The sequence below is a fragment of the Campylobacter porcelli genome (assembly GCF_002139855.1).
In the GTDB taxonomy this organism is placed as follows: Bacteria; Campylobacterota; Campylobacteria; order Campylobacterales; family Campylobacteraceae; genus Campylobacter; species Campylobacter porcelli.
Window position 1 is genome coordinate 904,475 of the sequence record NZ_CP018789.1, and the last position, 24,795, is coordinate 929,269.

The window sequence follows — 24,795 nt, forward strand, 5'->3', positions numbered from 1 at the left end:
CAAATATGCTAGAAACTATCGTTAATTACTTAGTGAATTTAGTAGCTGATTGGGGCTATGTGGGCATATTTTTACTAATGGCTTTAGAGAGTAGCTTTTTTCCTTTTCCTAGTGAAGTAGTGATGATACCAGCTGGATATTTGGTATATACTAATCAGATGAATTTATATATGGTATTTGCATCTGGAGCATTAGGTAGCCTTGCTGGAGCGATATTTAACTACTATTTGTGCTACTTTTTTGGTAGAGCATTTATATTAAAATATGGCAAATATATAGGAATTACAGATGAGAAAATGGCTAAATTTGAGAGATTTTTTAATAAATATGGTGAAATTTCCACATTTAACTGCCGTTTAATTCCTGGCATTAGACAATATATCAGCTTGCCAGCAGGACTAGCTAAGATGAATATCTTTACTTTTAGCATTTATACCACGCTTGGAGCTGGAATTTGGGTAGCGATTTTAATTGCTATTGGGTATTATATTGGAGACCAAAAAGAGCTAATTAAAGAGTATTTACTCCAAATCACCATATATCTATTAATTGCTGTAGCCATCATCACGCTCATATATCTATACATACAAAAAAGACGCAAAAAATGATAATATATCCCCTATTTTCAATGTTTATACTGCTATTTAGCGGATATGTAGCAAAGAGATTAAGAATCATCTCGCCAAATAAAGCTATAGTATTTTTGGATTTTGTTTTATGGTTTGCCTTGCCATCATTGATTTTTGATAAAGTATATCATTTAGTTGTAGATTTAAATTTAATTAGTATGGTGCTTGTGGGGCTTATCTCATCAGTAGTAGCTGCTTTTGTAGCTGTAGCAATAGGCTATGGGCTTAAATTTTCAAATGCGACTTTAGCTAGTATAGCACTCCTTAGCATGTTTGGCAATACTCTATTTATAGGCATTCCTATAGTTCAAGGATTGTATGGTGAGGGTGCTTTGAGTATAGTTATTTTATATGATCAAGTAGTTACAGCTTTGCCTATTAGTATCTTTGGGCCATTGATACTAGGATTTGGAACTTCAAAGAAAAGCTCAATAATCCAAAATAGTCTTAAAATTATCAAATTTCCCCCATTTATTGCACTAGCTCTAGCTGTAATACTTAAAAATTTTACCCTACCTGAGATTATATTTGAGCCTTTAAAAATGCTATCTAGTAGTATGGTACCAGTGGCTCTATTTGCCGTTGGGTTAAGGCTTGGGTTTAATAGCATTAAAAGCTCTTATAAGGCTTGCTCGGTGGTGATTTTAGCTAAAATGATATTAGCGCCGATTATATTTTTATTAATCGCAAAAATCTTTGGTATAGAGCTTAGCAAAGAGTGGGTAATAGGGTTAATAGAAGTCGCTACTCCGCCAATGGTATTAGCAAGTGCTATGATATTAAAGGCAAATTTAGACTCAAATCTAGCCATATCAAGCGTAGCCATAGGTATGATAACTATATTTATCACAATGCCAATTTTATATTTTATAGCTACTTAAAGCTTTGGACTAAATTACCAACTAATAAATTCCAACCATCAACAAGGACAAAAATAAGCAATTTAAATGGCAGCGATATCATAACAGGTGGCAACATCATCATACCCATAGCCATCAAAACCGAGCTTACAACCATATCAATTACCAAAAATGGCAAATATAGCAAAAAGCCTATCTCAAATGCAGTTTTAAGCTCACTAATTATAAAAGCTGGAGCCGCTATAGTCAGTGGCACATCATCTATAGTTGCCGGATTTGGTAGCTGACGAATACGATAAAATAGTGCCAAATCCTTTTCTCTAGTATTTCGTATCATAAATTCTTTAAATGGCTTTGCACCTTTATCAAAAGCCTCTTGATAACCAATTTGCTCATCCAAATATGGCTTTATACCCTGCTCATAACTCTGCTTAGCCACTGGCTCCATAATGAAAAATGTAAGTATCAAAGCTAGAGATATAAGCACATTTGTAGGTGGCATCTGCTGAGTACCCATAGCTTGACGCAAAAATGAAAACACTATAACTAATCTTAAAAAGCTAGTAACTACAAATATCAAAGATGGAGCAAGAGCTAAAAGAGTTAAAACTACTAAAACATTTAAACTAGTAACTAACTGCTGTGGGGTATCTGGTGCGCTTAGGCTAAGATTTATAGTAGGCACGGTTACCGTATCAGCGCCAAATCCAGAAGCAAAAAACAGAAATATTAAAGCCAAAAATCTCAAAAAAGCCCCTTAAAATAATGATTATTCTACATTAAATTTATTTAAATACTAATAAATCAATATTATCACTTAAATGCTACAAAGGTAGCGAAATTAGCCCATTTAAATATGGTTTCTACACTTTTAAAACCGCTATTTATGCATAATTCTCTATTCTCATTTTCGCTATATGGTATCAAGATATTCTCTAAGGCTTGACGCTTTTGTGCTATTTCAAATTTAGAATATCCTTGCGACTCTTTATACTCTTCATAGATATTTATCATATCTAGAGCCAACTTCTTATCATCATATACTAGCTTTTCACTAAATATAAATATCCCATCTCTATCTAAACTAGCAAAAATTTTCTTTACAAATTCATCTCTTTTAATAGGCCTAATAAACTGCAAAGTGTAATTAAGCATCACCGCATCTGCCCTATTATAATCATACTCCAAAATATCAGCATTAATCAGCTCAATTTTCGCTCCATAGCCACTAGCCCTATTCTTAGCACGCTCTAGCATAGCAGGACTATTATCAACGCCCAAAAGCTCCAAATCCCCCCTAACCCTATAAAGCTCCAATAAAGTAGTAGCAGTAGAACATCCAAGGTCAATAACCCTAGAGCCTTGCTCTAATCTTTTAGATAAAAATGAGATTATAAGCTCCTGGGTTTGCTTATAAAATGGCACAGATCTAAACACCATATCATCAAATACACTTGCCACACTCTCATCAAATTCAAATTGCTTATTTATAGCGGTTTTAAAGACCTCATCTCTCATCATAAACCCCTTCTAAATTTCTAGAGTGCAAACTAACCTCTTCAATGCTTAAATCACAGCTTTTTGCCACATTTTGTGCTATTACTATATCTTTTGAAATTTGCTTTTTTAAATCATCTAGATTATCAAATTTAGCATTATCCCTAATCCACTCAACAAAGCAAACTCGCACACTACTTGGTCTATTATCAATGCTTTTATCTAATATATGATTTTCAATAGCAAACTCCCCATCAGTGCTAAGCCTATAGCCAATAAATGTGATAGAGCTATAGGTATTATCCTCTATCTTTGTCCTTGTAGCATATACTCCATCTTTAGGCACTAGATATGGGGTTATATCCAAATTTAGGGTTGGATATAGATATTTTTTACCAATTCCTTGCCCATCTATAACCATACCAACAACGCTATACTCACGCCCTAAAAGCCGATTAGCCCTATATATATCACCATCACGCAAAAATCTTTTTATAGCTGAGCTATGCACCCCAAGACCATCAAAGCAAAACTCATCTACCACAACCACTTCACCGCTAAATAGATGTTTTAAATCATGTTTATCCCAGGCTCTATCTTTGCCAAATTTAAAATCATATCCGACAACAATCTTGCTTAAATTTACAAAATCCCTCTTAAGCATTTCTATAAACTCATCGCCTCTAAGCTCAGAAATATCCTTTAAATCATAGTAAAAACATGGCACACCGCTATACTCTTGGTGTCTATCTTTAGGAGTTAAACAAGCCTTATCGCTTCGCACTACTACCAAAGCTCCATCTTTGCCAAGCTGCTTGATTAGCTCCTTATGACCTTTGTGAATTCCATCGAAATTGCCGATGGCTATGGCTTTTATGCTACTTTTTAAAATAGTAGAATAGCTCAATATTCCCTTCCTTGCCTTTGATTTTTGACTCGCTTTTTTTGATTAATTTCCAGCCCAAAGCTAAGCACTCACTCTGAAATTTAACCATAGCTTTATCTATAGCCTTTTCATCTTTTACAACACCATTTTTGGTTCGTTTAGCACTCTTACCAACCTCAAATTGCGGCTTAAATAATAGTATTATATCGCTAAGTGCCAACCTATCAATATGCGTAATGATATGTAATAATGAGATAAAGCTCACATCAGCAGTAATAATATCAAATTTATCCACGCTTACAAACTCCCTAATATCGGTATTTTCTTGGACTATTACCCTGCTATCATCTCTTAAATTTGGACTTAATTGCATAGTGCCTACATCAAGAGCTGTGATCTGCCCTATCCCTTTTTCTAGCAAAATTTGGACAAATCCACCAGTACTAGAGCCAATATCCAAAGCGATTTTACCGCTTAAATCTAGCTTAATTTCATCTAAAAATCCAGCCAATTTCAACGCCGCTCTACTAACATAAATTTGAGTTTGAGCCTCTATAACATCATCTACACTAATCTCTTGACTAGGCTTATTTATAGGTTTTGAATTTACAAGCACAGAGCCATCATATATGAGTTGTGCTGCTTGATTTCTACTGATATTTAAGCTATTTGCCACAGCCAAATCAGCCCTCATTTATCAATCTTTCATACTCTTTTTCATCGATGATTTTAACCCCTAAAGATATGGCTTTATCATATTTACTTCCGCTTGATTCCCCACTTAGTAGATAATCACTCTTAGATGATACAGAGCTACTAACCTTAGCCCCAAAGCTCTCTAGCTCTTTTTTTATCTCATCTCTAGGACGAGAAAGGGTGCCAGTTATAACTATAGTTTTACCACTAAATATATTTTGAGTAAATTTAATATCTTCAATTTTAGGCTTTACAAACTCCATAAGCTCAATAATTTTATCATAATTAACACGCATAAACTCCAAATAGCTAAGTGCCATCGCCTCGCCAAATCCATCAAGGCTTAAAAGCTCATCTTGATTTAAATTTAGCCAATTATTTGGATAGGTTGAGGCTATCTTTTTTGCTGCTACTTCGCCAATATGCTCAATCCCTAAAGATGTGATAAATCTATGAAGTGGTGGGGTTTTGCTTATATTTATGGCATTTAGGATATTATCTATCTTTTTATCCTTAAAGCCCTCTAAACCATTAAAGCTACCCCTATCTAATCTATAAATATCAATTATACTTGATATTTTGCCATTTTCATATAAAAGCTCTATAATAGCATCGCCAAGACCATCGATATTCATACACTTTTTAGAAGCAAAATATATAATCGAGCTTACCACCCTAGCCTTACAACTCAAATTTTGACACTTTATAAATACCCCTTCATCTAAAAGCTCACTACCACACTTAGGGCAGTTAGTCGGACGCTCTATATTAGATTGGGTGCCATCTCTTCTGCTTTTATACACATCTGTAATCTTAGGTATCACATCTCCACTTCTAATTACGCAGACCATATCACCCTTCATAAGCCCTAGACGCTCTATCTCATCGAAGTTATGTAAGGTTACATTTCTTACAAAAGCCCCATCAATCTCCACCCCATCAAGAATACCAACAGGAGTAACCACGCCAGTTCTACCTACTTGTAAAGCTATATCTAGTAATTTAGCGCTCTTTTGCGTAGCTGGGAATTTATAAGCTACCATAAATTTAGGAAATTTAACCGTAAATCCTAGCTCATCGCACTTAGCAAGGCTATCAATGCGAACTACCATACCATCCATCATTATAGGCTTCTCATCTCTTAGCAATAAGAGTTTAGAGTAGGCATTTTTAACCTCATCTACGCTATTACAAACCCTAATAAAATCATCTCTTAAAAATCCAAGAGATCTTACAAACTCCATCATTTGGCTATGTGTGGCAAATTTAAGCTCATTTGCCCCCACTCCCCACGGATAGAATTTAAGCCTTCTAGATTTAGTTATACTTGGATCAAGCTGTCTTAAGCTACCAGCAGCTGCGTTTCTAGGATTGGCTAGTAAATTAAGCCCATCTTGAATTCTCTTAGCATTAATCTCTTCAAAATCCTTTTTAGCGATAACCACTTCGCCCCTAATCTCGATAAATCCATCATAAGGAATCTTTAAAGGAATAGAGCTAATCACCTTAGCATTATTGGTAACATCCTCGCCAATCTCTCCATCTCCCCTTGTGGCAGCACTTTTTAAAATTCCATTTTCATATGTTAAATTCAAACTCGCACCATCAAATTTAGGCTCTACAAAAAATCTTTGCGACCCCTTATCTCCACGCTCAATCCACGCTAAAAGCTCATCATCGCTAAAAATATCCTCCATAGACCACATTCTAGCCTTATGAGCTAACTTCTCAAACTGATCTAAAATCTCGCCACCTATGCGATTAGTAGGCGAAAACAGCACCTTTAAGCTTGGATTTTCTTTCTCAAATTTAACAACCTTATGATATAAAGCATCATACTCATCATCGCTTGCTATTGGTATATCATCGGTATAATAAGCCTTTGCCCATATATTTAGCGTATCAACCGCTTCTAAATACTCTTTTTGATTCATACTATTTCTAAATCCTTATACGCATTATGTAAATTTAGCATCTGAATATGCTCCTTAGGATCGTGCGTCCTAATGATACTAGCACCATTTTCTATAGCTTTTTGATGTAGATACAAGCTCCCAGCTAAACGCTCATCTACGCTACTTGGATTATAGTAATCTATCATAGATTTTCTACTAGCTCCTACTAAAAGCGGATAACCAAAGAATAAAAAGTGCTCTAAATGCTTAATCAAAGCCATATTATCACGGGCGGTTTTGCCAAATCCTATACCCACATCAAGATAAATTTGCTTAGCTTTAGACTCTTTTATTTTTTCTAATTTTTGAGTAAAAAACTCACTTATAATCTCTAAAATATCGCTATTTTTTACATTAATTTGCATAGTTTTTGTATCGCCATTTTTATGCATTAGACAATATTTTGCTCCATATTTACCAGCTAAAAAAGCCAAATTTGTATCCGCACTTATATCATTTACAAAGCCAAATCCATGATTCAAAGCATACTCCAAACAAAATGGATCAAAACTATCAAGGCTAAACTCAACTTTCTCATAAAGCTTATTAGTATAGATTAGATCTACAACTGGCTTTACCCTTTCAAATTCCGCTTTAGCACCGATATATTCGCTTCCTGGCCGTGAGCTAACCATACCAATATCTATATAATCCACACCCAAATCAATCAAACTCTCCATACGCAAAACCGCCTCATCAGCGCCAACTCTACTTGCTGGATTAAAGCTATCGTTATTGAAATTTAAAACCGCCATTATCTCGCATTTTTTTGGCTTTTGGAATGAATTTGATAAAAAATAAGCCAATTTTTTAAGACCAAAATCTTGAGATAACTCCTTTTTAGCTAGGATTTGAGCTTGTTTATCATTTATTATTAAAAGTGCATTTTCTAGCTTCTCCCCACCAAAAATTGCACCATGCGAACTCACTAGCTCAGCACCGATACTAAGGGCATCTTGCTTTAAGATATTAACCGCCACAGCCTTTATATCTTTAATTAAAATAAAATTTAAATTTGCCTTTTTTCTCATAATTTTTGCCCCACTTTTATGCGGAGCTATAAAATTGCAAATTTGGTCAAAATCACTATCGATATTTAACTTATAAGCTCTCATTTTATCCTTTGCATTATCAGTAGAAGTAGTGGTAAAAGCGTGGTTTGAGCCTTGGCATTTAGATCTGTAATTCTATAAAGTTTATTAAAATATATATAGTCCTCATGGCTAAATTTAACCCCATTTTTAACTGCGTCTATGATTATGGATTTAAGTAAATTTAGAAGTTGAGTTTTGCTTAATTTATCGCTTTTTTCTAGTGCCACTTGAGTAGCTACATAATCGTTAATATAAGCTAAATTTAAGTTTGAGAAATTTATACCAGTTGGCTCACTTTTTGCTAGTTTCACCCTATTTTCAATACCTAAACGAGAGCAAACCGTAGGTAAAAATATATTCTTAGCTGGTGCAACCAAAACAAAAATTATATTTCTTGGTGGCTCTTCTAAAATTTTAAGTAGAGCATTTTGCGGATCTATGCCATATTTATTAGCCATAATTAGCAAGACTTTTGGCTGATTTTCTGCGATATATGCTTGAGATATTATCTCCCTAGCCCCTTCCATAAGCAAATTCTCATACTCAAAAATCTTTAAATATTCAGGCTTTAATAGCTGCGAGTACTCAGCCTTAATACTCTCAAAATTATCGCTAATAATAATTTTACTACTTAAACTCAAAGCTCAACCCGACCAAATAGCACCGCATCTATAGTTCTATCAAACAATCTAAACATAGATAAAAGCTTAAAATCCAAATTCTCATCTGTAGAGCTAAGATAGAAGCTATTTTCAGCTTGTTCATCAAATAGCCACATATAGCTACTAGTGCGATTTTTGGCTATTGCGCATAGCTTTGAGCTACTTTTACCGATATAAAAATATACAAATCCATTTGGAAAAGAGATACTAAGCGTATCATCAAGCAAACTTATCTCTTCTTTGGAATTTATATCATTTAATCTTGGATATAAGGACTTAAGCGAAATAAATGGCAATATAGGTCTATGCGAGCCTTTGCGGTTAATACTGCGTAAAAAATAGCTCTCAAACCACTCCCTATCCTCATCGCATATAATTATAAATGGCGCACCATCGATAAGGTATCTAAGCCTTGAGGCAAGTAGCGGCGCCCACTCTAGACGCCTCTCCTCCATCCAGCTAAGCTCCTTGCTTGAACTCCTTATAGCATCCAAGCTCCATTTGATAAGATCCATTACTTCTCTAACTCATAAGCTTTATGAAGCGCTCTAACGGCTAATTCGCCATATTTTTCTGCTACAATCATCGAAATTTTAATCTCGCTAGTAGAGATCATCTGGATATTAATCCCCTCATTTGCCAATACAGAAAATGCCATAGATGCTACACCGCTATGACTCTTCATACCCACACCAACTACGCTTACTTTGACTACTTCGCTATCTATCTCAATGGATTTTGCACTACCATCATCAACTACATTTCTAGCCGCCTCCATCTCATTTTGAGGAACGGTAAAGCCAAGGCTTGTAGTGCCATCTTCGTGGCTTGTATTTTGAATAATCATATCTACATTTATATTTTTATCAGCTAATTTTTTAAATATACTAGCTGCAACTCCTGGCTTATCTACAACACCCCTCATCGTTACTCTTGCTTGATTTTTATCTAGCGCTATACCGCTTATTAATGCTTGCTCCATTCCTGATATTTCCATGTTTGCCTCTCCTGTGATTAGTGTTCCTTCATTATTGTTAAAGCTACTTCTAGTGACTAAATTTACCTTTAATTTTTTGGCTAACTCTACACTTCTATTTTGTAGTACCTTTGCCCCCATACTAGCTAGCTCTAGCATCTCATCATAGCTAATTTTCTCAAGCTTTCTAGCCTTAGGCTCTATCCTTGGATCTGTAGTATATACCCCATCTACATCTGTGTAAATCTCACACAAATCAGCCTTTAGAGCTCCTGCTACAGCCACAGCACTTAGATCGCTTCCGCCACGACCTAGAGTTGTTACATCTCCATCTTTTGTTACCCCTTGAAATCCAGCTACTACGACTATATTGCCTTCTTTTAGCGCTTCTTTCATCTTTTTGCCATCTATATCGATAATTCTAGCCTTGGTAAAATCGCTATTTGTTATAATCCCAGCCATATCTCCACTAAATGCCACAGCCTTATATCCTTTTGAATTTAAAGCAATTGATAAAAGTGAGCTTGTAACTCTCTCGCCAGAGCTAAGGAGCATATCCATATCTGCACTTTGTGGCTGAATTTTGCTAAAGTGCTCAGCATATTCTATTAGCTGATTTGTTACCCCACTCATAGCAGAAACCACGACTACTACATCATTACCAGCATCTTTAGTAGCAATTACTCTTTTAGCAACCTCTTCTATTCTTTCTAAATTTCCAACGCTTGTCCCGCCATACTTTTGCACTATTAGCATTATATGAATCCTTCATCTTTAAAATATTTAAGCACTTTAGCATACGCACCCTTTTTGAAGTGATTAACCTTGCTTAATACATCATTTACAGGCATAAAGCAGTAATCATCAAATTCAGGGTGTTTTGTCGCTAGATCAATCTTTGCATTTGGCTTTAATCTAACCAAAAAATATCTTTGAATTTGTCCATCATATGGCGCCATTTTCTTAGCGATATTTTCAGGAAAATCATACTCAAGCCACTTAGGGTGCTCGCATAAAATCTCTACTTCGCTTGTCCCTATCTCCTCTTCAAGCTCTCTAAAAAGAGCCTCTTTGGGTGATTCGCCTTCATCTATCCCACCTTGTGGAAACTGCCAAGCTCCACTAATATCATATCGTTGAGCGATGAATACTTTACACTCTAAAGGATAAGATGGAGATAAAATAATCGCCGCTACATTTGGACGATACCTCTTGCCTTTATCCATTTTTGATCCTAAAAATTTGGTAAAAATCCTACCCTAAAAGCGTTTAAAGTTTAATAAATCAACTAAATTTAATAAATTATTTGTTAAATTTAGAATAAATTTTAGGACAAATTTTGCATATCTATATACACATTCCATTTTGCGAATCAAAGTGCCCATATTGTGCTTTTGGCTCTCATAGCGATCAATTTGCTATAACTAAAGAGTATTTTAAAGCCCTTACAAAAGAGATAAAAAATATCAAATTCAATGATAAAATCTCCACAATATTTATAGGTGGTGGCACTCCAAGTAGCGTAGATGCTAGGTTGTATGATGAAATTTTTGAATACTTAAGACCAAATTTAAATAAAGATTGTGAGATCACAAGTGAGGCAAACCCAAACTCAGCAAATTTGAAGTGGCTAAATCATATGAGAGAGCTTGGCGTAAATCGCTTAAGCCTTGGGGCTCAAAGCTTTAATGAAAAAAAGCTTAAATTTTTAGGCAGAATTCACAACTCAAAAAGAGTATTTAAAGCTGTAGAAGATGCCAAAATAGCTGGTTTTAAAAATATAAATGTTGATATAATGTATGGCACAAAACTTGACACTAAAGCCTTAATATCTAGCGAAATTCAAGCCTTAAAAGAGCTAGAAATTACACATATATCAGCCTATAGCTTAATGCTTGAGAGTGAGTTTAGCTCTAAAATATCATATCAAAAAGATAGCCCAATCCTAGCTAAATATCTCATAAATTCACTTGAAAATATAGGTTTTAATCAGTATGAAATCTCAAATTTCGGTCAAATCTGTAAGCACAATCTTAGCTACTGGCAAGGCGATGACTACTATGGATTTGGTGCGTATGCTGTGGGGACAATTGGGCTAAAAAGATATAAGGGTGCGACAAATCTTAAAAATTATATAGCCAACCCTTTTAAAAAAAGCATTGAAAAATTAAGCCTTGAGGATAAAAGAAGTGAAAGAGTATTTTTAGGTCTTAGGAGCATTATTGGCGTAAGCTTAAGCGATTTAAGTTCAAATATGCAAAAAACAGCTGAAATTTTAATCAAAGAGAGAAAATTAATATTAAAAAATGGGAGAATTTATAATCCAAATTTCTTATTAGCCGATGAGATATATCTATATTTAAGCCAGCCTTAATTAGGCTAGCTTAAATTTTATTCTACTTCAGCGTCTATGACATCATCATCTTTTTTCTTATCTTGTGCGTTGGCACCAGCGGTTTGATTTTGATACATAGCTTCAGCTAGTTTATGGCTAACTTCGCTTAGAGCTTTTACTTTTATATCGATTTGCTCTTTTGTAGCACTCTCATCTTTTAATGTCTCTTTTAGATCATTTAAGGCTGCTTCGATTTTAGCCCTATCTTCGCTTGGAAGTTTCTCGCCAAGCTCATCAAGAGATTTTTGAGTTTGATGGGCTAAGCTATCAGCACCATTTCTAGCCTCAACTGCCTCTTTTCTCTTTTTATCCTCTTCTTTATGAGCTTCAGCGTCATTTACCATTTTATTTATCTCTTCTTCGCTTAAGCCGCTTGAGCCACTAATAGTTATGTTTTGAGCTTTACCACTGGCTTTATCTTTTGCTGAAACGGTTAAAATTCCATTTGCATCTATATCAAATGTAACTTCAATTTGTGGTACACCTCTTGGAGCTGGCATAATTCCTTCAAGATTGAAATTACCTAAGCTTTTATTATCTTTAGCAAATTCTCTTTCGCCTTGGAGTACATTTATAGTAACTGCACTTTGATTATCCTCAGCAGTTGAGAAAGTTTGAGATTTTTTAGTTGGGATTGTGGTACCCTTTTCAATTAGCTTACTCATTACCCCACCAAGAGTCTCAATACCAAGGCTAAGAGGTGTAACATCTAGCAAAAGAACATCTTTTACATCGCCTTTTATAACCGCACCTTGGATAGCCGCACCAATTGCTACAACTTCATCAGGATTTACTGATTTGTTTAGCTCTTTATCAAATGCTTTTTTGACCTCTTCTTGCACTACAGGAACACGAGTTGAGCCACCTACCATTACTACTTCTTTTATATCACTTTTGCTTATACCAGCGTCTTTTACTACCTCATTTATTTTTGTGATAGTTTGAGATACCAAATCATCTATCATACTTTCAAATTTAGCTCTACTAAGAGTTTTTGTAAGGTGTTTTGGGCCAGTTGCATCAGCTGTGATAAATGGGAGATTTATAGTTGTCTCCATAGCACTTGATAGCTCTTTTTTAGCATTTTCAGCAGCTTCTTTTAAGCGTTGAAGAGCCATTACATCACTTTTTAGATCGATTCCAGTTTCACTTTTAAACTCACTTACTAAAAAGTCAATTAATCTATTATCAAAATCATCTCCACCTAAGAAGGCATTTCCACCTGTTGCTAAAACCTCAACTACGCTATCTCCAGTTTCTAGCACAGTTACATCAAATGTCCCACCACCTAGGTCATAAACTACGATTTTTTCAGCCTCTTTTTTATCTAATCCATAAGCCAAAGCCGCAGCCGTAGGCTCATTTATAATTCTAAGCACATTAAGCCCTGCTATCGTGCCAGCTTCTTTTGTAGCTTTTCTTTGACTATCGTTAAAGTATGCAGGCACGGTGATAACGGCATCAGTTACACTCTCGCCTAAAAACGCTTCAGCATCTTCTTTTAATTTAATCAATACTTTAGCTGAAATTTCTTGTGGAGTATATGTTTTACCAGCTATCTCAACAGCACACGCACCATTTCTATCTACTATATGATATGGAAGGCGGCTTTTTGCTTCCACGGCATTTTTCTCATTCATCATAAGACCCATAATTCTTTTTATAGAAAATATGGTTTTTTCTGGATTTGTTACTGCTTGGCGTTTAGCTGTATCGCCGACTAAAATCTCTCCCTTATCAGTAAAAGCCACAACGCTTGGAGTTGTATTTTTACCCTCTTTGTTAGGGATTACTTTGCTTTCGCCTCTTTCATATATGCTTACGCATGAATTTGTTGTTCCTAGGTCTATTCCTATTACTTTACTCATTTTATATCCTTTTTATTAAAATTTATTTTGCTATTACAACCATAGATGGTCTTAAAACTCTATCATTATATAGATAACCTTTTTGATAAACAGTAGCTATCTTGCCACTTTCTACCTCATCTGTCTGTATATAATTTATAGCGTTATGAACTTCTGGGTTAAACTCACCGCTAGTATCAATCTCTTTTATACCATACTTTTCAAAGCACTTTTTAAACTGCTCTATGGTTAAGTTTATACCATCTTTTATCTTATTTGCTATCTCATCATCGCCACTTTGTAAATTCGCAGCAATCTCCAAAGCATCAATAACTGGCAAAAGATCTCTAGCAAAGCTCTCATTTGCGAATTTCAAAGCTTCAGCCTTTTCTCGCTCTAAACGCTTTTTGATATTTTCAAAATCCGCAGTAGCTCTTATCAAATCCTCTTTAACCTTAGCTAACTCACTATCTAATTCGCTTTGCTCATCTTGCTTACAATCTTGACAATCTTGCTCATTTAAAGCTAAATTGTCATCTAAATTTTCATCTATATCTTGACTCACGCAGCCTCCTTTAACATACTTAAAAACTTCTCATAATCGCTATAAACGCTACTAGCACAAAGCATAATAGCTGGTTTGCCCTGATATATCACATCAGTTTTTAATCCCATATAGCCAGTAGAAAATAGCGGACTAAAGGCTAAATTTCCATTAAAATTATTACCAAATGATGGATCTAAAATCGCCTTTATACTATCATCTTTACAAATTTCAAAAGCAATTTTCTCATTTTCTTGAAATAAAATCTCCTCTCTTTTTAAAGCTTTAATTTTAACTCTTAGCTCACTTAATCCCACTTGCATAGAGATGTGATCTAGCTCTTCTAAGCTAACTCCAATTAAATTGCTTAAAAATTTTTCAACTTTTGAGCTAAATTTAATAGATATACTCTGAGTGTTAAAATCAAGAACTAAAAAGCGATCTTTAAGATTTAAAACATCTTTTAAAAATAGCTTTTGATTTTCAAAAATCATGCAATAAATATCATTTTTATAAACTAAAAAATTTAGTAAATCAATATTATTTATAGATAATATTGGGCTAAATTTAAGTCTATTTTGCCAATAAATCTCCATCGCACTAGCTGTAGGAATTCGCCCACCGCTAATGTGTAGTTGAGTGATCGCCCCCTCATCGCTAAGCTTTTTAAAATATACTCTAATAGTAGATGCCGGGATAGCTATATTCATTCTCATACCAAGCTCACTAGACCCAATTGGCTCATTTGCTTCTAAATATGCATGAATGATAGACTCTAGTATTAAATCTCTCTTATCTACTTTCATTATTAGCACTCTTTATATTTAATTGCTAAGTTAATTATACAACATTGAGCCAACCTTTGTCAAGTATTTTAAGCAAAAATATTAAAATTATCAAATTTATTTAGCAATTGATATACCTAACTGCTTATAATCATAAAATTTAAATATGTGAAAATATAAATTGTATGCAAAAAATTTATTGATATTTAATAACTCATAAAGTATAATTCACTTCTTAAATCAAAAAGGGGACAAATTGAGCAATCTAACAGCAAAAGAAAGAGATGAATTAGAGCATATTTTTACTCAAATTCAGATTAGTAGGTTTAAATTTAATATCTATAGGTATTATAAAACGCTAAATAAAAAGAGTCAATTTGCCATTAGACTACTAAGATATAAAACCAAAAGGCTACTTAAATAGCTCTGGATAATTCTTTTTCATATATTCTACTACAGCTATAACCTCATCTACGCCGTTTGCGTCGCTATCTTCTAGCACATCATCTATAACATCAATGTATCTATCAAAGGCCTCATTTATCAGCTCCTTTTTAACCCCAGCATAATACAACATACCAAGAGTCGCTAGCTCAAGCTCATAGCTCATCTCCTCTAAAGTCACATCGTTTTCATAATTTTTCATTATTGCTCTCCTGTTTTTTTATTAATCAAATTTACCACTTGTGATTTTATCTCATCATAATTATAACTATCTATAAATCCAGCAAAAAACCCACCACTAGCATTTTTATGCCCACCTCCATCGCAAAGCTCTTTTGCCATTTGGCTTACATCAAAATCCCCATTTGATCTAAAGCTCATACTCTTTTTACTAGTTATATCAATGAAAAATTTAAACTCAGGATTTGCTACTAAAAAGTCATTTCCAATCACGCTAGCACTTCCTATATTATATGTTAAAATTCCTCTACTCCCACGATAATTAATACTAAATTTATCACTATTTGAAGTAAGATGTCTGACTAGATAATTTGAATTTAGATTGCTTAGAGTATCATCATTTTTAAGGTAAAAAAACTCTTTTTTAATTCCATGAAGTCTATTATCAAGCTCGATATGGGCGTTATTTAAGCTTAAGAATTCGCAAAAATTTTTAATAAGATAAAAGATATACTCTATATGCTCCTTTTCAAACATAACCTTATTTATCTCCTTAGCTCCAGCAATTGCCCCCATACAGACCTTACCAAGCTCAAAATTTGGATCATTTTTTAGCCAAATATCCACCGCATTTACCGCATTACAATACGCCTCTAGCCTCTCATCAGCCCCAAACATCGCACTAAAAAAATCATAACAAATTTTAGTAGCACTCCTAGAGTTATCAAGATAGTACCAAGGAAATATCTGTGAGCACTCAGCACCAGTTTGATGATGGTCTAATAAAATTAACTTAACATTTTTATCTTTGAGTTGCTCTTCGTAGCTTTGGCATTGAGTTTTGGTTAAATTTAAATCTGTAATTAAAATAACAGCCTTATCATTACCAATTTTAGAGATGATATGCGACATTTTTTTATCAATCTCTTTTCCATAATTTGAGTTATAAAATTCAATATTTTTAAGATAAAAATTACTAACAAACTGACAAGAGTATCCATCTAAATCAGTATGACTAAGATGATAAATTTTCATTTTATTCCTTTATTAAAGTTCTGGTATCTCTATAGTCCCAAGTGTCTCAAACTGCGTGTTTGGTGCAATTTCAGCAAAGCTAAGCACAGCAATATCGATTGAGAAATTCTGCACTATACTATCTATAAATTTACGAATACTAGGCTCAACGCAAAGCACCATATCGCCTTGTTCGCTTATAGGGCGATTCTCTCTTTTTGCTCTTAATGCGCTTACTATGGCTGAAGTTTGTGCTACATTTATCATCATAGTGTATGCACCATCTTTATAGCTTAGGCTGTCTATTAGCTTTTGCTGGGCTGAGGCTTCTAGGATATAAAAATTTAACTGACCATTCTCATCAACATACATAGAAGTTATCACCCTTGCTAGGGCTGCTCGAACATGCTCAATTATCATATCTAAATTCTTGCTAACTTCAGCCACATCGCTAATTGCCTCAAGTATGCTAAGCATATCTTTAATAGGGATATTATCTTTAAGCAAAGCTCTTAATACCTTTTGTATAACTCCCACACCAACTACTTTTAGCGTATCATCAACCACTACAGAGTATTCTGATTTTACCTTATCAAGGATATTTTGAACCTCTTGCTTGGTTAATAATTCACTCGCATTTTGCTTGACTAATTCGCTCATGTGAGTAGATATAACACTAGCCGCATCAGCGACTGTATATCCGCTTAATATCGCATCTTCTTTATAATTTTGATCAATCCACAAAGCATCAAGCCCAAAAGCTGGATCTTTTACCGCAATACCATCAATATCAGCACTCACATATCCACTATCCATAGCTAAGCACTTATCAGGATAAACCACGCCAGAGCCTATTACTACGCCTTTTAACTTAAATTTATACTCATTTGGCCCAAGCAAGATATTATCCCTTAATCTAATTTTAGGCATTAAAAATCCTAGCATTGTAGCCATATTTCGTCTCATAGCTCTAATTCTCTCTATCAAATCACCATCGGCAAGCTTTAAAAGTCCATAGCCCAAATCAAGCTCTAAAATTTCAATTTTTAAAATATCATCAATCTTAGCTTGCTCCTCCATAGCGATCTCTTCTTCGCTTTTTTTAGGAAGTTTATTTGTAGATGCTTTGGCGGATTTACCTGTAGCCTCTGATGATTGGGGGCTATTTTTATCACTTTTAATTGCGCTAAAATCGATTTTGCCATCTTCTATCTGTTTTAAAATAAAGCCAATTCCTAAAAATAAAAGCCCCATAAATCCAAGCGATAGTGTTGGAAGACCTGGAACTAAAGCAAACATAAAAAGTATAAAACCAACTATCAAAAGCGTTTTATACTCGCCAAGTAGCTGGGATACGACCCCTTCGGCAAAATTATCCTCATCCTTGCTAGCTCTAGTTATAATAATAGCCGTTGCAGTTGATGTGATAAGACCTGGAATTTGGCTTACCAATCCATCTCCAATTGTAAGAATCGTATATGTAGCTGCGGCATCTTTAATAGCCATATCATGCTCAAAAGAGCCAATCAAAAATCCACCAATAATATTAATAATTGTAATGATAATACCAGCTACAGCGTCACCTTTTATAAATTTAGATGAACCATCCATTGCTCCATAAAAATTCGCTTCAGATATTATATCTTGACGCCTTTGCTTAGCTGCTTGCTCATCTATCAAACCCGCATTTAAATCCGCATCAATAGCCATCTGCTTTCCTGGCATCGCATCTAGAGTAAATCTAGCTTGAACTTCACTTACACGGGTTGAGCCTTTAGTTACAACCATAAAATTTATAAGCACCAAAATACAAAAGACAATCACGCCAATTACATAGTTGCCACCAACTACGAATTTACCAAAACTAGCGATAATATCACTTACAGCCTCTGGTCCGTTATGACCTTCGCTTAAAATCATTCTAGTAGTTGCTATATTCAGTGCTAATCTAAATAGAGTAACTATCAAAACTAAAGTAGGAAATGTGCTAAGATCTGTTGGTTTGGGTATATAAATAGAGATTAATATTATAAGCACAGATATAGCTATGGATAGAGCTAAGAAAAAATCAAGCACCCCACTAGGTAAAGGCACAATGATAATAGCCAAAATAGCTATAATGACAAAAACTACAGTTAGACTCTTAGCCTTTATAACTGGCGCTAAAAATGGCGCCACCATGGTTAAAATATTGCGTTTAGCCAAACTATTTCTTCATAATATCAGCTAATGTTATCTGGTCTAAAAAGTTATCAACTCGACCTTGCAAGTCGTTAAATATAGGCCAAATTTGGCACCCATCTCCTTTATTGCTAGGGCAATCGCATCTAGAATTTGCACACTCAAATACATTTACTTTACGCTTCTCTGCACTCTCTAAAATATGTTTAATAGTCAAATTTGATGGCTTATCAGCTAAAACAAATCCGCCATTTGCCCCCTTAAAAGAGTTTAATATCCCAGCTTTTGCTAAATTTTGTAAGATTTTAGCTAAAAAACTTTTTGAAATTCCAAGCTCTGATGATATAGTATCTACATCTTTTGGATAGTTTGCTTGCGATAATAATATTAATGATAGCATAGCATATTCACTAGCTTTGGTAAATAACACCTTTGCTCCTTTGAGAATTTAAATTCAGATATTCTACTAAAAAATATATTAATATTAACTTTTTTTAGAGTATAATATCAACTTATTTTTAATATTTTAAGATAAATTAATAAGCATTTATAAATAGCTTTTATATGGATATTTTCATTTAATTATAGTGATAAATCTTAGGCATTTATCAAGGTGCCATTTTGCTTATTTTAATTATAAATTTATAGTAAAATTAAATTTAGGAAAATAGATATTTGCTTAGACATTTTTTTACAAATAGTATTGGAATTTTATGCTCTAGGGTGCTTGGATTTATCAGAGATTTAATGACAGCAAATGCTCTTGGTGCAAGTATTTGGAGCGATATATTTTTTGTAGCGTTTAAGCTACCTAATCTCTTTCGCAGACTCTTTGGCGAAGGGGCATTTTCTCAAGCTTTTATGCCAAATTTAGTTAAGGTAAGCAAAAAAGGGTTATTTGCTACTGAAATTTTAATCAAATTAAGCCTTGCTATGTTAATTTTAAGCTTGATAGTTATGCTTTTTGCTCCGCTTGTTACAAAGGCTTTGGCTTATGGATTTAGCGATGAGATTATAGCTCTTGCTGTGCCTTTGGTGCGGATTAATTTTTGGTATCTTTTGGCTATTTTTATAGTTACCTTACTATCAGCACTATTACAATACAAAAATCACTTTGCCACTACTGCTTTTAGCACGGCATTTTTAAATCTCTCCATGATAACGGCTCTATTTTTAGCTAATAATCTAGATCAGCAAAGCGCAGCCTTATACCTTAGCTGGGGCGTTGTAGTTGGTGGATTTATCCAAGTTTTATCCCATATTATCGCACTTAAAAGGCTAAATTTACTTCGCTTATTAACCCTTGGAATGGCTAAGTTTATAAAAGGCAAAAGAGCTAAAGCTAATGGTTTTTGGCAAAATTTTACTCACGGGATAATTGGTAGTAGCGCAAATCAATTAAGCGATTTTATCTCCACATTTATCGCTAGTTTCTTAGCCACTGGGGCCATAAGCTACCTATATTATGCTAATAGAATTTTTCAACTGCCATTAGCACTATTTGCCATTGCTTTATCAACTGCGATTTTCCCTAAAATTTCAAAAGCCATTAAGATAAATAGTGATGAAACGGCTATAAATTTACTTAAAAAAAGCTTTAATTTGCTATTTTTCTTGCTTATATTTTCCACAATCGGCGGATATATTTTATCTAAAGAGATTATCTGGCTGCTATTTCAAAGTGGGGAGTTTAATTCGCAAAATACCATAGAATCGGCTAAGGTTTTACAAATGTATATACTTGGACTTTTGCCTTTTGGACTTTATAAACTATTTTCGCTTTGGCTATATGCCAAAATGCAACAAAAAATCGCAGCCAAAATCGCCATATACTCACTATTTATCAACACAATTTTATGCCTAATCTTATTTAAGCCTCTTGGTGCTAGTGGATTAGCTTTAGCAAGTACTATTAGTGGAGTATTTTTGCTAGGATATTCAATTTTTATATTTGGTATTAAGCAATTTTTAGATATAAGCCTTAGTAGGATAAATTTAATTACCATAATTTTAGTTATAATTTTTGGCTATTTATTAGTAGAGTTAAGGGAGTTTATATATGCAAATTTATGATACAGCATTAAAGCAAAAAATTGAGTTAAAACCACTAAATAGCAATGAGATAAATATATATGTATGCGGTCCAACCGTCTATGATGATGCTCACCTAGGTCATGCTAAATCTAGCATTAGCTTTGATCTTCTTAGGCGGGTTTTGATAGCGCTTGGATATAGAGTTAAATTTGTTAAAAATTTCACTGATATAGATGATAAAATTTTAGCCAAAATGCAATCAACCAATCAAACTTTAGAGCAGATCACAACCTACTATATAGATAGATACATTAGCGATATGAAAGCCCTAAATGTATTAAACGCTGATATAGAGCCTAAGGCTACTTGCTATTTAAACTCTATTATAGATTATATCTTAAAGCTAGAGCAAAATGGAGCGACATATAAGCTTGAAGATGGAATTTACTTTGATACTAGCAAAGATGAAAAATATCTAAGCTTAAGCGGTAGAAAAGATGAAAATCTTATCGCTAGAGTAAAAAGCAATAACTCCAAAAGAAGTGAAAAAGATTTTGTTTTATGGAAATTTGATGAGAATTGGTATGATAGTCCATTTGGCAAGGGGCGTCCTGGCTGGCATACAGAGTGTGTAGCGATGATTTCAAATATATTTGGTAAGACTATTGATATTCACGCTGGTGGGGCTGATCTGCTCTTTCCGCACCACGAAAATGAAGCCGCACAATGTAGGTGTGCATATCATAAAGAGTTAGCTAAGCACTGGATGCATAATGGGTTTATACAAGTAGATAATGAGAAGATGAGTAAGAGCTTAGGTAACTCATTTTTCATAAAAGATGCGTTAGCTATCGCACCTGGCGAGGCGGTGAGATTTTATTTAATGAGTAGCTATTATAGAGCAAATTTCAACTACGATATAGCTGATCTACTCTCTAGCAAAAAGCGTCTTGATAAAATTTATAGGCTTAAAAAGCGATTAAGTGGGGTTGAAGCTAGTGAGGCTAAAGGAGAGTTTAAAAACTCTATTTTAGATGCTTTAAGCGATGATTTAAATATCTCGGTGGCTCTAGCTAAAATTGATGAAATGGTAAATCAAGCCAACACAAATCTAGATAAAGAGCCAAAAAATAAAGCCTTAAAATCCACAATTATGGCTAATCTAAATTTTATCAAAGATACTCTTGGGATATTATATCAAGATGAATTTGAGTGGTTTCAATATGGATTTGATGAAACGCAAAAAGAGAGAATTATGAATTTAATAAAAGCTAGAAATGAGGCCAAATCGGCTAAAGATTATAAAAAGGCTGATTTGATAAGAGATGAATTAAATAGCCTTGGTGTGGCTATAATGGATACACCAAATGGAGTAAAATGGGAGAAAATATGGACGGAATAGCAGAGGTTTTTAGGCGATTTAAATCATATTATAAGGAGTATATACCACAATTTATCATAGCTATTATCGGAATGATTATGGCTAGTGTGGGGACTGCGGTATCAGCTTGGCTTGTTAAGCCTGTGCTAGATTATATCTTTATCCAAAAAGATGAAAATTTACTATATTTGCTTCCATATGCGATTATTGGGATATACTTTATAAAGAGCCTTGGGATCTACTTACAAGTATATTTCACAGCCTATATCGGACAAGATATGGTAAGACGCTTTAGACACAATCAACTAGCAAATATATTAACTCTTGATATGAGCTTTTTCCATAAATATAGAAGCGGAGAGCTTATGAGTAGGATTATGAGCGATATAGAGAGAATTCGCTCTATAGTATCAAATTTAATCCCAGAGCTAGTGCGTGAGTTTGTAACTATTATTGGCTTACTTTGTGTGGTGATTTATCAAAGCCCTACCCTAGCGCTATTTTCTCTAATAGTCTTGCCAGCAGCACTCTATCCACTCTCAAGACTGGCTAAAAAGATGAGAAAGATAAGCCGAACTTCACAAGAAACCTCAGGCGATATAACCTCTGTTTTAAGTCAGATATTTGCTAATATTGAGATAATAAAAGCTAGTAACGCACAAGGTAAGGAGCTAGAGAAATTTGACACTCAAAACGATAAAATCTTTAAATTAAATTTAAAATCCGTCAAGGTAAATACCCTAGTAAGTCCGATGATGGAGACGCTAGGCTCTATTGGCATTGCCATTACTATTATAATAGGCGGCCAACAAGTTATAAATGGAGAGATCACAGTTGGAAGCTTTTTTAGCTTTCTTACAGCACTATTTATGCTATATACGCCAATTAAAAGGCTAACTTCTATATACAATCAAATGCAAGATGCTATAGTGGCTAGTCAAAGGACATTTGAGCTACTTGATATGAGCCCAAATATAGTTGATGGCAAGCTTAACTTCCCAAATAAAGTAAATTCAATCACAATCCAAGATTTAAAATTTAGCTATGGAGATAAGGTAGCATTAAATGGCATCAACCTTAAAGTATATAAAGGTCAAATGATAGCCCTAGTAGGAAGTAGCGGTGGTGGTAAAAGCACACTTATAAATCTCTTAATGAGATTTTATGATCCAGACTTAGGAACAATACTAATAAATGAAAATGATATAAGTGAATTTAAACTTAAAGGCTTAAGAGAAAATATAGGCCTAGTAACTCAAAGAGTATATATATTTAATGATACAATCGCTGCTAATGTCGCTTATGGAGCGCCTTTAGATGATAATAAGGTTATAAATGCACTTAAGATGGCAAACGCATATGATTTTGTCCAAAAGCTAGATAGTGGCATACATACAATGCTTAGTGAGTATGGGGCTAATCTAAGTGGCGGTCAAAGACAGAGAATTGCTATCGCAAGGGCTTTATACCATAATCCTCAAATTTTAATTTTTGATGAGGCAACAAGCGCATTAGATAATGAAAGCGAACAAGAGATAACCAAAGCCATAGAGAACTTAGGTCAAGAAAAGATAGTAATAGTAATAGCCCATAGACTATCAACCATCAAAAATGCTGATAAAATAGCGGTTATTAGCTCTGGTAAAATAGTAGGATTTGGCACAGATAAAGAGTTAGAAAGCCAGTGTCAAATATACCAAAGGCTAAAACTAGGAGCAATCCACTAGATAATACTCACTAGCTACCAAAGCTAGCGAGCGCCTTATAAATATAGATTACATTTTTTAAATAGATCTCCACACAGCAATCGAAGTTGGATTAAATGGGTCAGTTCTACAACTATGCTCTAAAAGAGCATCTTCGATGATTATATCTCCATTTTGATTAGCTTTTTTCAAAGTTTTAGCAAAATTTAAATTCCAGCCATTTTTTATAAAAAAATTGCGATGCTCCTTGCTTACTTCCCCTAAATCTTTTACTTGAAATCCAAATGGCTCACCATGGATACATCTCACAAATGGAGCGATACTTGCTACAGATTTAAACCAATTATCTGGAATCTCTTTAACCTGCTCAATAGTATGATATGTAAAGACCAAAACACGCTTACCAAAATCCAAATTCTTATCAAATTTAGGCTTTAAGTGGTTAAAATGGAAAAACTCAGCCTTCATCTTAGGCTCAATATCTGCTAATTTTCTAGCCATCTCTACACCACTATTAGTAAATTCGCCACCAAAATATCTTAAATTTATCCCACCGCCATTATAAAATATCTTAAATAAATTTCTACCATATCCGCACCCAAGCTCGATTACACTATCATACTCATCAAATGACAAAGCATCGATAATAAAATCAATAAAGCTTGTTTTAGTATAATATGGGACTAAAATAGTCATACCATTTAGGGAAGTTATACCATAATACGGAATATCTACAAAATTAAATTTCTCGCTCTGGCTCTCTTTTTTTCGCCATTCATAATCGCCATTATCATTAACTGCAAGGGTATAATGTCGCTCCTTTTTCTCTAGCTCTGAAATTACCTGTAAAGCGTTATACCCCCCCCTACTTATAAATTTACTCATAAACTCAGCCCTTATAGACCACGCTCTTTCATAGAAATTTTGCCACTTTTTCTCTTGATATGCCATTTTAACACCTTAAATTTATAATTTTGATTATATCTAACGCAGCATAAAATATCATTAAATTTATTTAAATTATAAACA

At 34.2% G+C, this 24,795-nt stretch carries 25 protein-coding genes; 7 read left to right on the top strand and 18 right to left on the bottom strand.

Features of this window, described 5'->3' with window-relative positions:
* The first annotated feature begins 5 nt into the window (after positions 1-5).
* Positions 6-608, top strand: a complete 603-nt coding sequence (locus CSUIS_RS04590) for a DedA family protein (protein WP_086236636.1) — start codon at positions 6-8, stop codon at positions 606-608.
* Positions 605-1,510 (top strand): AEC family transporter, encoded by a 906-nt coding sequence (locus tag CSUIS_RS04595; protein WP_086297441.1) that lies wholly within the window; start codon positions 605-607, stop codon positions 1,508-1,510. Before CSUIS_RS04590 ends, CSUIS_RS04595 begins: the two co-directional genes overlap by 4 nt.
* On the opposite strand, the gene fliP is transcribed toward CSUIS_RS04595, so the two are convergent.
* From fliP to CSUIS_RS04645, 10 genes are all read right to left on the bottom strand, one after another.
* Positions 1,503-2,228: a flagellar type III secretion system pore protein FliP gene (gene fliP / locus CSUIS_RS04600; RefSeq protein ID WP_180379368.1), complete on the bottom strand. Its 726-nt coding sequence runs from the start codon at positions 2,226-2,228 to the stop codon at positions 1,503-1,505. The genes CSUIS_RS04595 and fliP overlap by 8 nt on opposite strands.
* 74 nt (positions 2,229-2,302) lie before the next feature.
* The gene (gene cmoA, locus CSUIS_RS04605; protein ID WP_086297443.1) at positions 2,303-3,007 is read right to left on the bottom strand and encodes a carboxy-S-adenosyl-L-methionine synthase CmoA; all 705 of its coding nucleotides are present in this window, start codon (positions 3,005-3,007) and stop codon (positions 2,303-2,305) included.
* On the bottom strand, positions 2,997-3,896 hold the full coding sequence (locus CSUIS_RS04610; RefSeq protein ID WP_192940223.1) for a bifunctional riboflavin kinase/FAD synthetase: 900 nt from the start codon (positions 3,894-3,896) through the stop codon (positions 2,997-2,999). Before CSUIS_RS04610 ends, cmoA begins: the two co-directional genes overlap by 11 nt.
* Positions 3,865-4,566 carry a 23S rRNA (cytidine-2'-O)-methyltransferase TlyA gene (gene tlyA / locus CSUIS_RS04615; protein WP_086297449.1) on the bottom strand — a complete coding sequence of 234 codons (702 nt, stop codon included), beginning with the start codon at positions 4,564-4,566 and terminating at the stop codon, positions 3,865-3,867. Before tlyA ends, CSUIS_RS04610 begins: the two co-directional genes overlap by 32 nt.
* Positions 4,556-6,502, bottom strand: coding sequence for an NAD-dependent DNA ligase LigA (gene ligA / locus CSUIS_RS04620; RefSeq protein ID WP_086297451.1), 1,947 nt, complete (start codon positions 6,500-6,502; stop codon positions 4,556-4,558). Before ligA ends, tlyA begins: the two co-directional genes overlap by 11 nt.
* Entirely contained in the window at positions 6,499-7,638 is a 1,140-nt protein-coding gene (gene folP / locus CSUIS_RS04625; RefSeq protein ID WP_086297453.1) for a dihydropteroate synthase, read from the bottom strand. The genes ligA and folP overlap by 4 nt, the downstream gene beginning before the upstream one ends.
* Positions 7,635-8,258, bottom strand: a complete 624-nt coding sequence (locus tag CSUIS_RS04630) for a DNA polymerase III subunit delta' (RefSeq protein ID WP_086297455.1) — start codon at positions 8,256-8,258, stop codon at positions 7,635-7,637. The genes folP and CSUIS_RS04630 overlap by 4 nt, the downstream gene beginning before the upstream one ends.
* Positions 8,255-8,794 carry a HobA family DNA replication regulator gene (locus CSUIS_RS04635; RefSeq protein ID WP_086297457.1) on the bottom strand — a complete coding sequence of 180 codons (540 nt, stop codon included), beginning with the start codon at positions 8,792-8,794 and terminating at the stop codon, positions 8,255-8,257. Before CSUIS_RS04635 ends, CSUIS_RS04630 begins: the two co-directional genes overlap by 4 nt.
* A complete protein-coding gene (locus tag CSUIS_RS04640; RefSeq protein WP_086297459.1) occupies positions 8,794-10,011 on the bottom strand; it encodes an aspartate kinase in 1,218 nt (405 codons plus the stop codon). Before CSUIS_RS04640 ends, CSUIS_RS04635 begins: the two co-directional genes overlap by 1 nt.
* The gene (locus tag CSUIS_RS04645; RefSeq protein ID WP_086236625.1) at positions 10,011-10,481 is read right to left on the bottom strand and encodes an RNA pyrophosphohydrolase; all 471 of its coding nucleotides are present in this window, start codon (positions 10,479-10,481) and stop codon (positions 10,011-10,013) included. The genes CSUIS_RS04640 and CSUIS_RS04645 overlap by 1 nt, the downstream gene beginning before the upstream one ends.
* Positions 10,482-10,594: 113 nt before the next feature.
* Between CSUIS_RS04645 and hemW the strand changes: the two genes are divergently transcribed.
* Complete coding sequence (hemW, locus tag CSUIS_RS04650) at positions 10,595-11,629, top strand: radical SAM family heme chaperone HemW (protein ID WP_086297461.1); 1,035 nt, start codon at positions 10,595-10,597, stop codon at positions 11,627-11,629.
* A gap of 17 nt (positions 11,630-11,646) precedes the next feature.
* Here hemW and dnaK read toward each other — a convergent pair whose 3' ends face one another.
* The 3 genes from dnaK to CSUIS_RS04665 are packed head-to-tail and all read right to left on the bottom strand — an operon-like array spanning position 11,647 to position 14,847.
* Positions 11,647-13,518, bottom strand: a complete 1,872-nt coding sequence (gene dnaK, locus CSUIS_RS04655; protein WP_086297463.1) for a molecular chaperone DnaK — start codon at positions 13,516-13,518, stop codon at positions 11,647-11,649.
* Between the two features lie 22 nt (positions 13,519-13,540).
* Positions 13,541-14,062 carry a nucleotide exchange factor GrpE gene (locus tag CSUIS_RS04660; protein WP_086236620.1) on the bottom strand — a complete coding sequence of 174 codons (522 nt, stop codon included), beginning with the start codon at positions 14,060-14,062 and terminating at the stop codon, positions 13,541-13,543.
* Positions 14,059-14,847, bottom strand: a complete 789-nt coding sequence (locus CSUIS_RS04665; protein WP_086236619.1) for an HrcA family transcriptional regulator — start codon at positions 14,845-14,847, stop codon at positions 14,059-14,061. Before CSUIS_RS04665 ends, CSUIS_RS04660 begins: the two co-directional genes overlap by 4 nt.
* Positions 14,848-15,082: 235 nt before the next feature.
* On the opposite strand from CSUIS_RS04665, the gene CSUIS_RS08500 reads away from it, so the two are divergent.
* Positions 15,083-15,250 (top strand): hypothetical protein, encoded by a 168-nt coding sequence (locus CSUIS_RS08500; RefSeq protein WP_180379353.1) that lies wholly within the window; start codon positions 15,083-15,085, stop codon positions 15,248-15,250.
* On the opposite strand, the gene CSUIS_RS04670 is transcribed toward CSUIS_RS08500, so the two are convergent.
* Genes CSUIS_RS04670 through CSUIS_RS04685 form a run of 4 tightly spaced genes read right to left on the bottom strand, consistent with a single transcriptional unit; the run spans position 15,239 to position 19,075 of the window.
* On the bottom strand, positions 15,239-15,472 hold the full coding sequence (locus tag CSUIS_RS04670; protein WP_086236618.1) for a hypothetical protein: 234 nt from the start codon (positions 15,470-15,472) through the stop codon (positions 15,239-15,241). The genes CSUIS_RS08500 and CSUIS_RS04670 overlap by 12 nt on opposite strands.
* Positions 15,472-16,485 (bottom strand): DHH family phosphoesterase, encoded by a 1,014-nt coding sequence (locus CSUIS_RS04675; protein WP_086297464.1) that lies wholly within the window; start codon positions 16,483-16,485, stop codon positions 15,472-15,474. Before CSUIS_RS04675 ends, CSUIS_RS04670 begins: the two co-directional genes overlap by 1 nt.
* Positions 16,486-16,497: 12 nt before the next feature.
* Positions 16,498-18,669: a flagellar biosynthesis protein FlhA gene (flhA, locus tag CSUIS_RS04680; RefSeq protein ID WP_236860763.1), complete on the bottom strand. Its 2,172-nt coding sequence runs from the start codon at positions 18,667-18,669 to the stop codon at positions 16,498-16,500.
* Between the two features lies 1 nt (position 18,670).
* Positions 18,671-19,075 carry an Rrf2 family transcriptional regulator gene (locus tag CSUIS_RS04685; RefSeq protein ID WP_086236616.1) on the bottom strand — a complete coding sequence of 135 codons (405 nt, stop codon included), beginning with the start codon at positions 19,073-19,075 and terminating at the stop codon, positions 18,671-18,673.
* Positions 19,076-19,320: 245 nt separating this feature from the next.
* Here CSUIS_RS04685 and murJ point away from each other — a divergent pair, with 245 nt between their 5' ends.
* From murJ to CSUIS_RS04700, 3 genes are read left to right on the top strand one after another with little or no spacing between them, the layout of a single operon-like run.
* Positions 19,321-20,718, top strand: coding sequence for a murein biosynthesis integral membrane protein MurJ (murJ, locus tag CSUIS_RS04690; protein ID WP_086297466.1), 1,398 nt, complete (start codon positions 19,321-19,323; stop codon positions 20,716-20,718).
* Entirely contained in the window at positions 20,705-22,081 is a 1,377-nt protein-coding gene (gene cysS / locus CSUIS_RS04695; protein ID WP_086297468.1) for a cysteine--tRNA ligase, read from the top strand. The genes murJ and cysS overlap by 14 nt, the downstream gene beginning before the upstream one ends.
* Positions 22,069-23,787 carry an ABC transporter ATP-binding protein gene (locus CSUIS_RS04700; protein WP_086298578.1) on the top strand — a complete coding sequence of 573 codons (1,719 nt, stop codon included), beginning with the start codon at positions 22,069-22,071 and terminating at the stop codon, positions 23,785-23,787. The genes cysS and CSUIS_RS04700 overlap by 13 nt, the downstream gene beginning before the upstream one ends.
* A 57-nt stretch (positions 23,788-23,844) precedes the next feature.
* Here CSUIS_RS04700 and CSUIS_RS04705 read toward each other — a convergent pair whose 3' ends face one another.
* Positions 23,845-24,717, bottom strand: a complete 873-nt coding sequence (locus tag CSUIS_RS04705) for a hypothetical protein (RefSeq protein ID WP_086297471.1) — start codon at positions 24,715-24,717, stop codon at positions 23,845-23,847.
* Positions 24,718-24,795: the final 78 nt, after the last annotated feature.

Excerpts from the sequence above, each read along its gene's own strand:
- CSUIS_RS04705 (WP_086297471.1), bottom strand. The coding sequence starts at position 24,717 with ATGGCATATCAAGAGAAAAAGTGGCAAAATTTCTATGAAAGAGCGTGG.
- CSUIS_RS04635 (WP_086297457.1), bottom strand. The coding sequence starts at position 8,794 with ATGGATCTTATCAAATGGAGCTTGGATGCTATAAGGAGTTCAAGCAAG.
- CSUIS_RS04640 (WP_086297459.1), bottom strand. The coding sequence starts at position 10,011 with ATGCTAATAGTGCAAAAGTATGGCGGGACAAGCGTTGGAAATTTAGAA.
- CSUIS_RS04675 (WP_086297464.1), bottom strand. The coding sequence starts at position 16,485 with ATGAAAATTTATCATCTTAGTCATACTGATTTAGATGGATACTCTTGT.
- ligA (WP_086297451.1), bottom strand. The coding sequence starts at position 6,502 with ATGAATCAAAAAGAGTATTTAGAAGCGGTTGATACGCTAAATATATGG.
- CSUIS_RS04670 (WP_086236618.1), bottom strand. The coding sequence starts at position 15,472 with ATGAAAAATTATGAAAACGATGTGACTTTAGAGGAGATGAGCTATGAG.
- CSUIS_RS04590 (WP_086236636.1), top strand. The coding sequence starts at position 6 with ATGCTAGAAACTATCGTTAATTACTTAGTGAATTTAGTAGCTGATTGG.
- CSUIS_RS04595 (WP_086297441.1), top strand. The coding sequence starts at position 605 with ATGATAATATATCCCCTATTTTCAATGTTTATACTGCTATTTAGCGGA.
- cmoA (WP_086297443.1), bottom strand. The coding sequence starts at position 3,007 with ATGAGAGATGAGGTCTTTAAAACCGCTATAAATAAGCAATTTGAATTT.
- CSUIS_RS04700 (WP_086298578.1), top strand. The coding sequence starts at position 22,069 with ATGGACGGAATAGCAGAGGTTTTTAGGCGATTTAAATCATATTATAAG.
- tlyA (WP_086297449.1), bottom strand. The coding sequence starts at position 4,566 with ATGAGGGCTGATTTGGCTGTGGCAAATAGCTTAAATATCAGTAGAAAT.
- cysS (WP_086297468.1), top strand. The coding sequence starts at position 20,705 with ATGCAAATTTATGATACAGCATTAAAGCAAAAAATTGAGTTAAAACCA.
- CSUIS_RS04645 (WP_086236625.1), bottom strand. The coding sequence starts at position 10,481 with ATGGATAAAGGCAAGAGGTATCGTCCAAATGTAGCGGCGATTATTTTA.
- folP (WP_086297453.1), bottom strand. The coding sequence starts at position 7,638 with ATGAGAGCTTATAAGTTAAATATCGATAGTGATTTTGACCAAATTTGC.
- CSUIS_RS04665 (WP_086236619.1), bottom strand. The coding sequence starts at position 14,847 with ATGAAAGTAGATAAGAGAGATTTAATACTAGAGTCTATCATTCATGCA.
- dnaK (WP_086297463.1), bottom strand. The coding sequence starts at position 13,518 with ATGAGTAAAGTAATAGGAATAGACCTAGGAACAACAAATTCATGCGTA.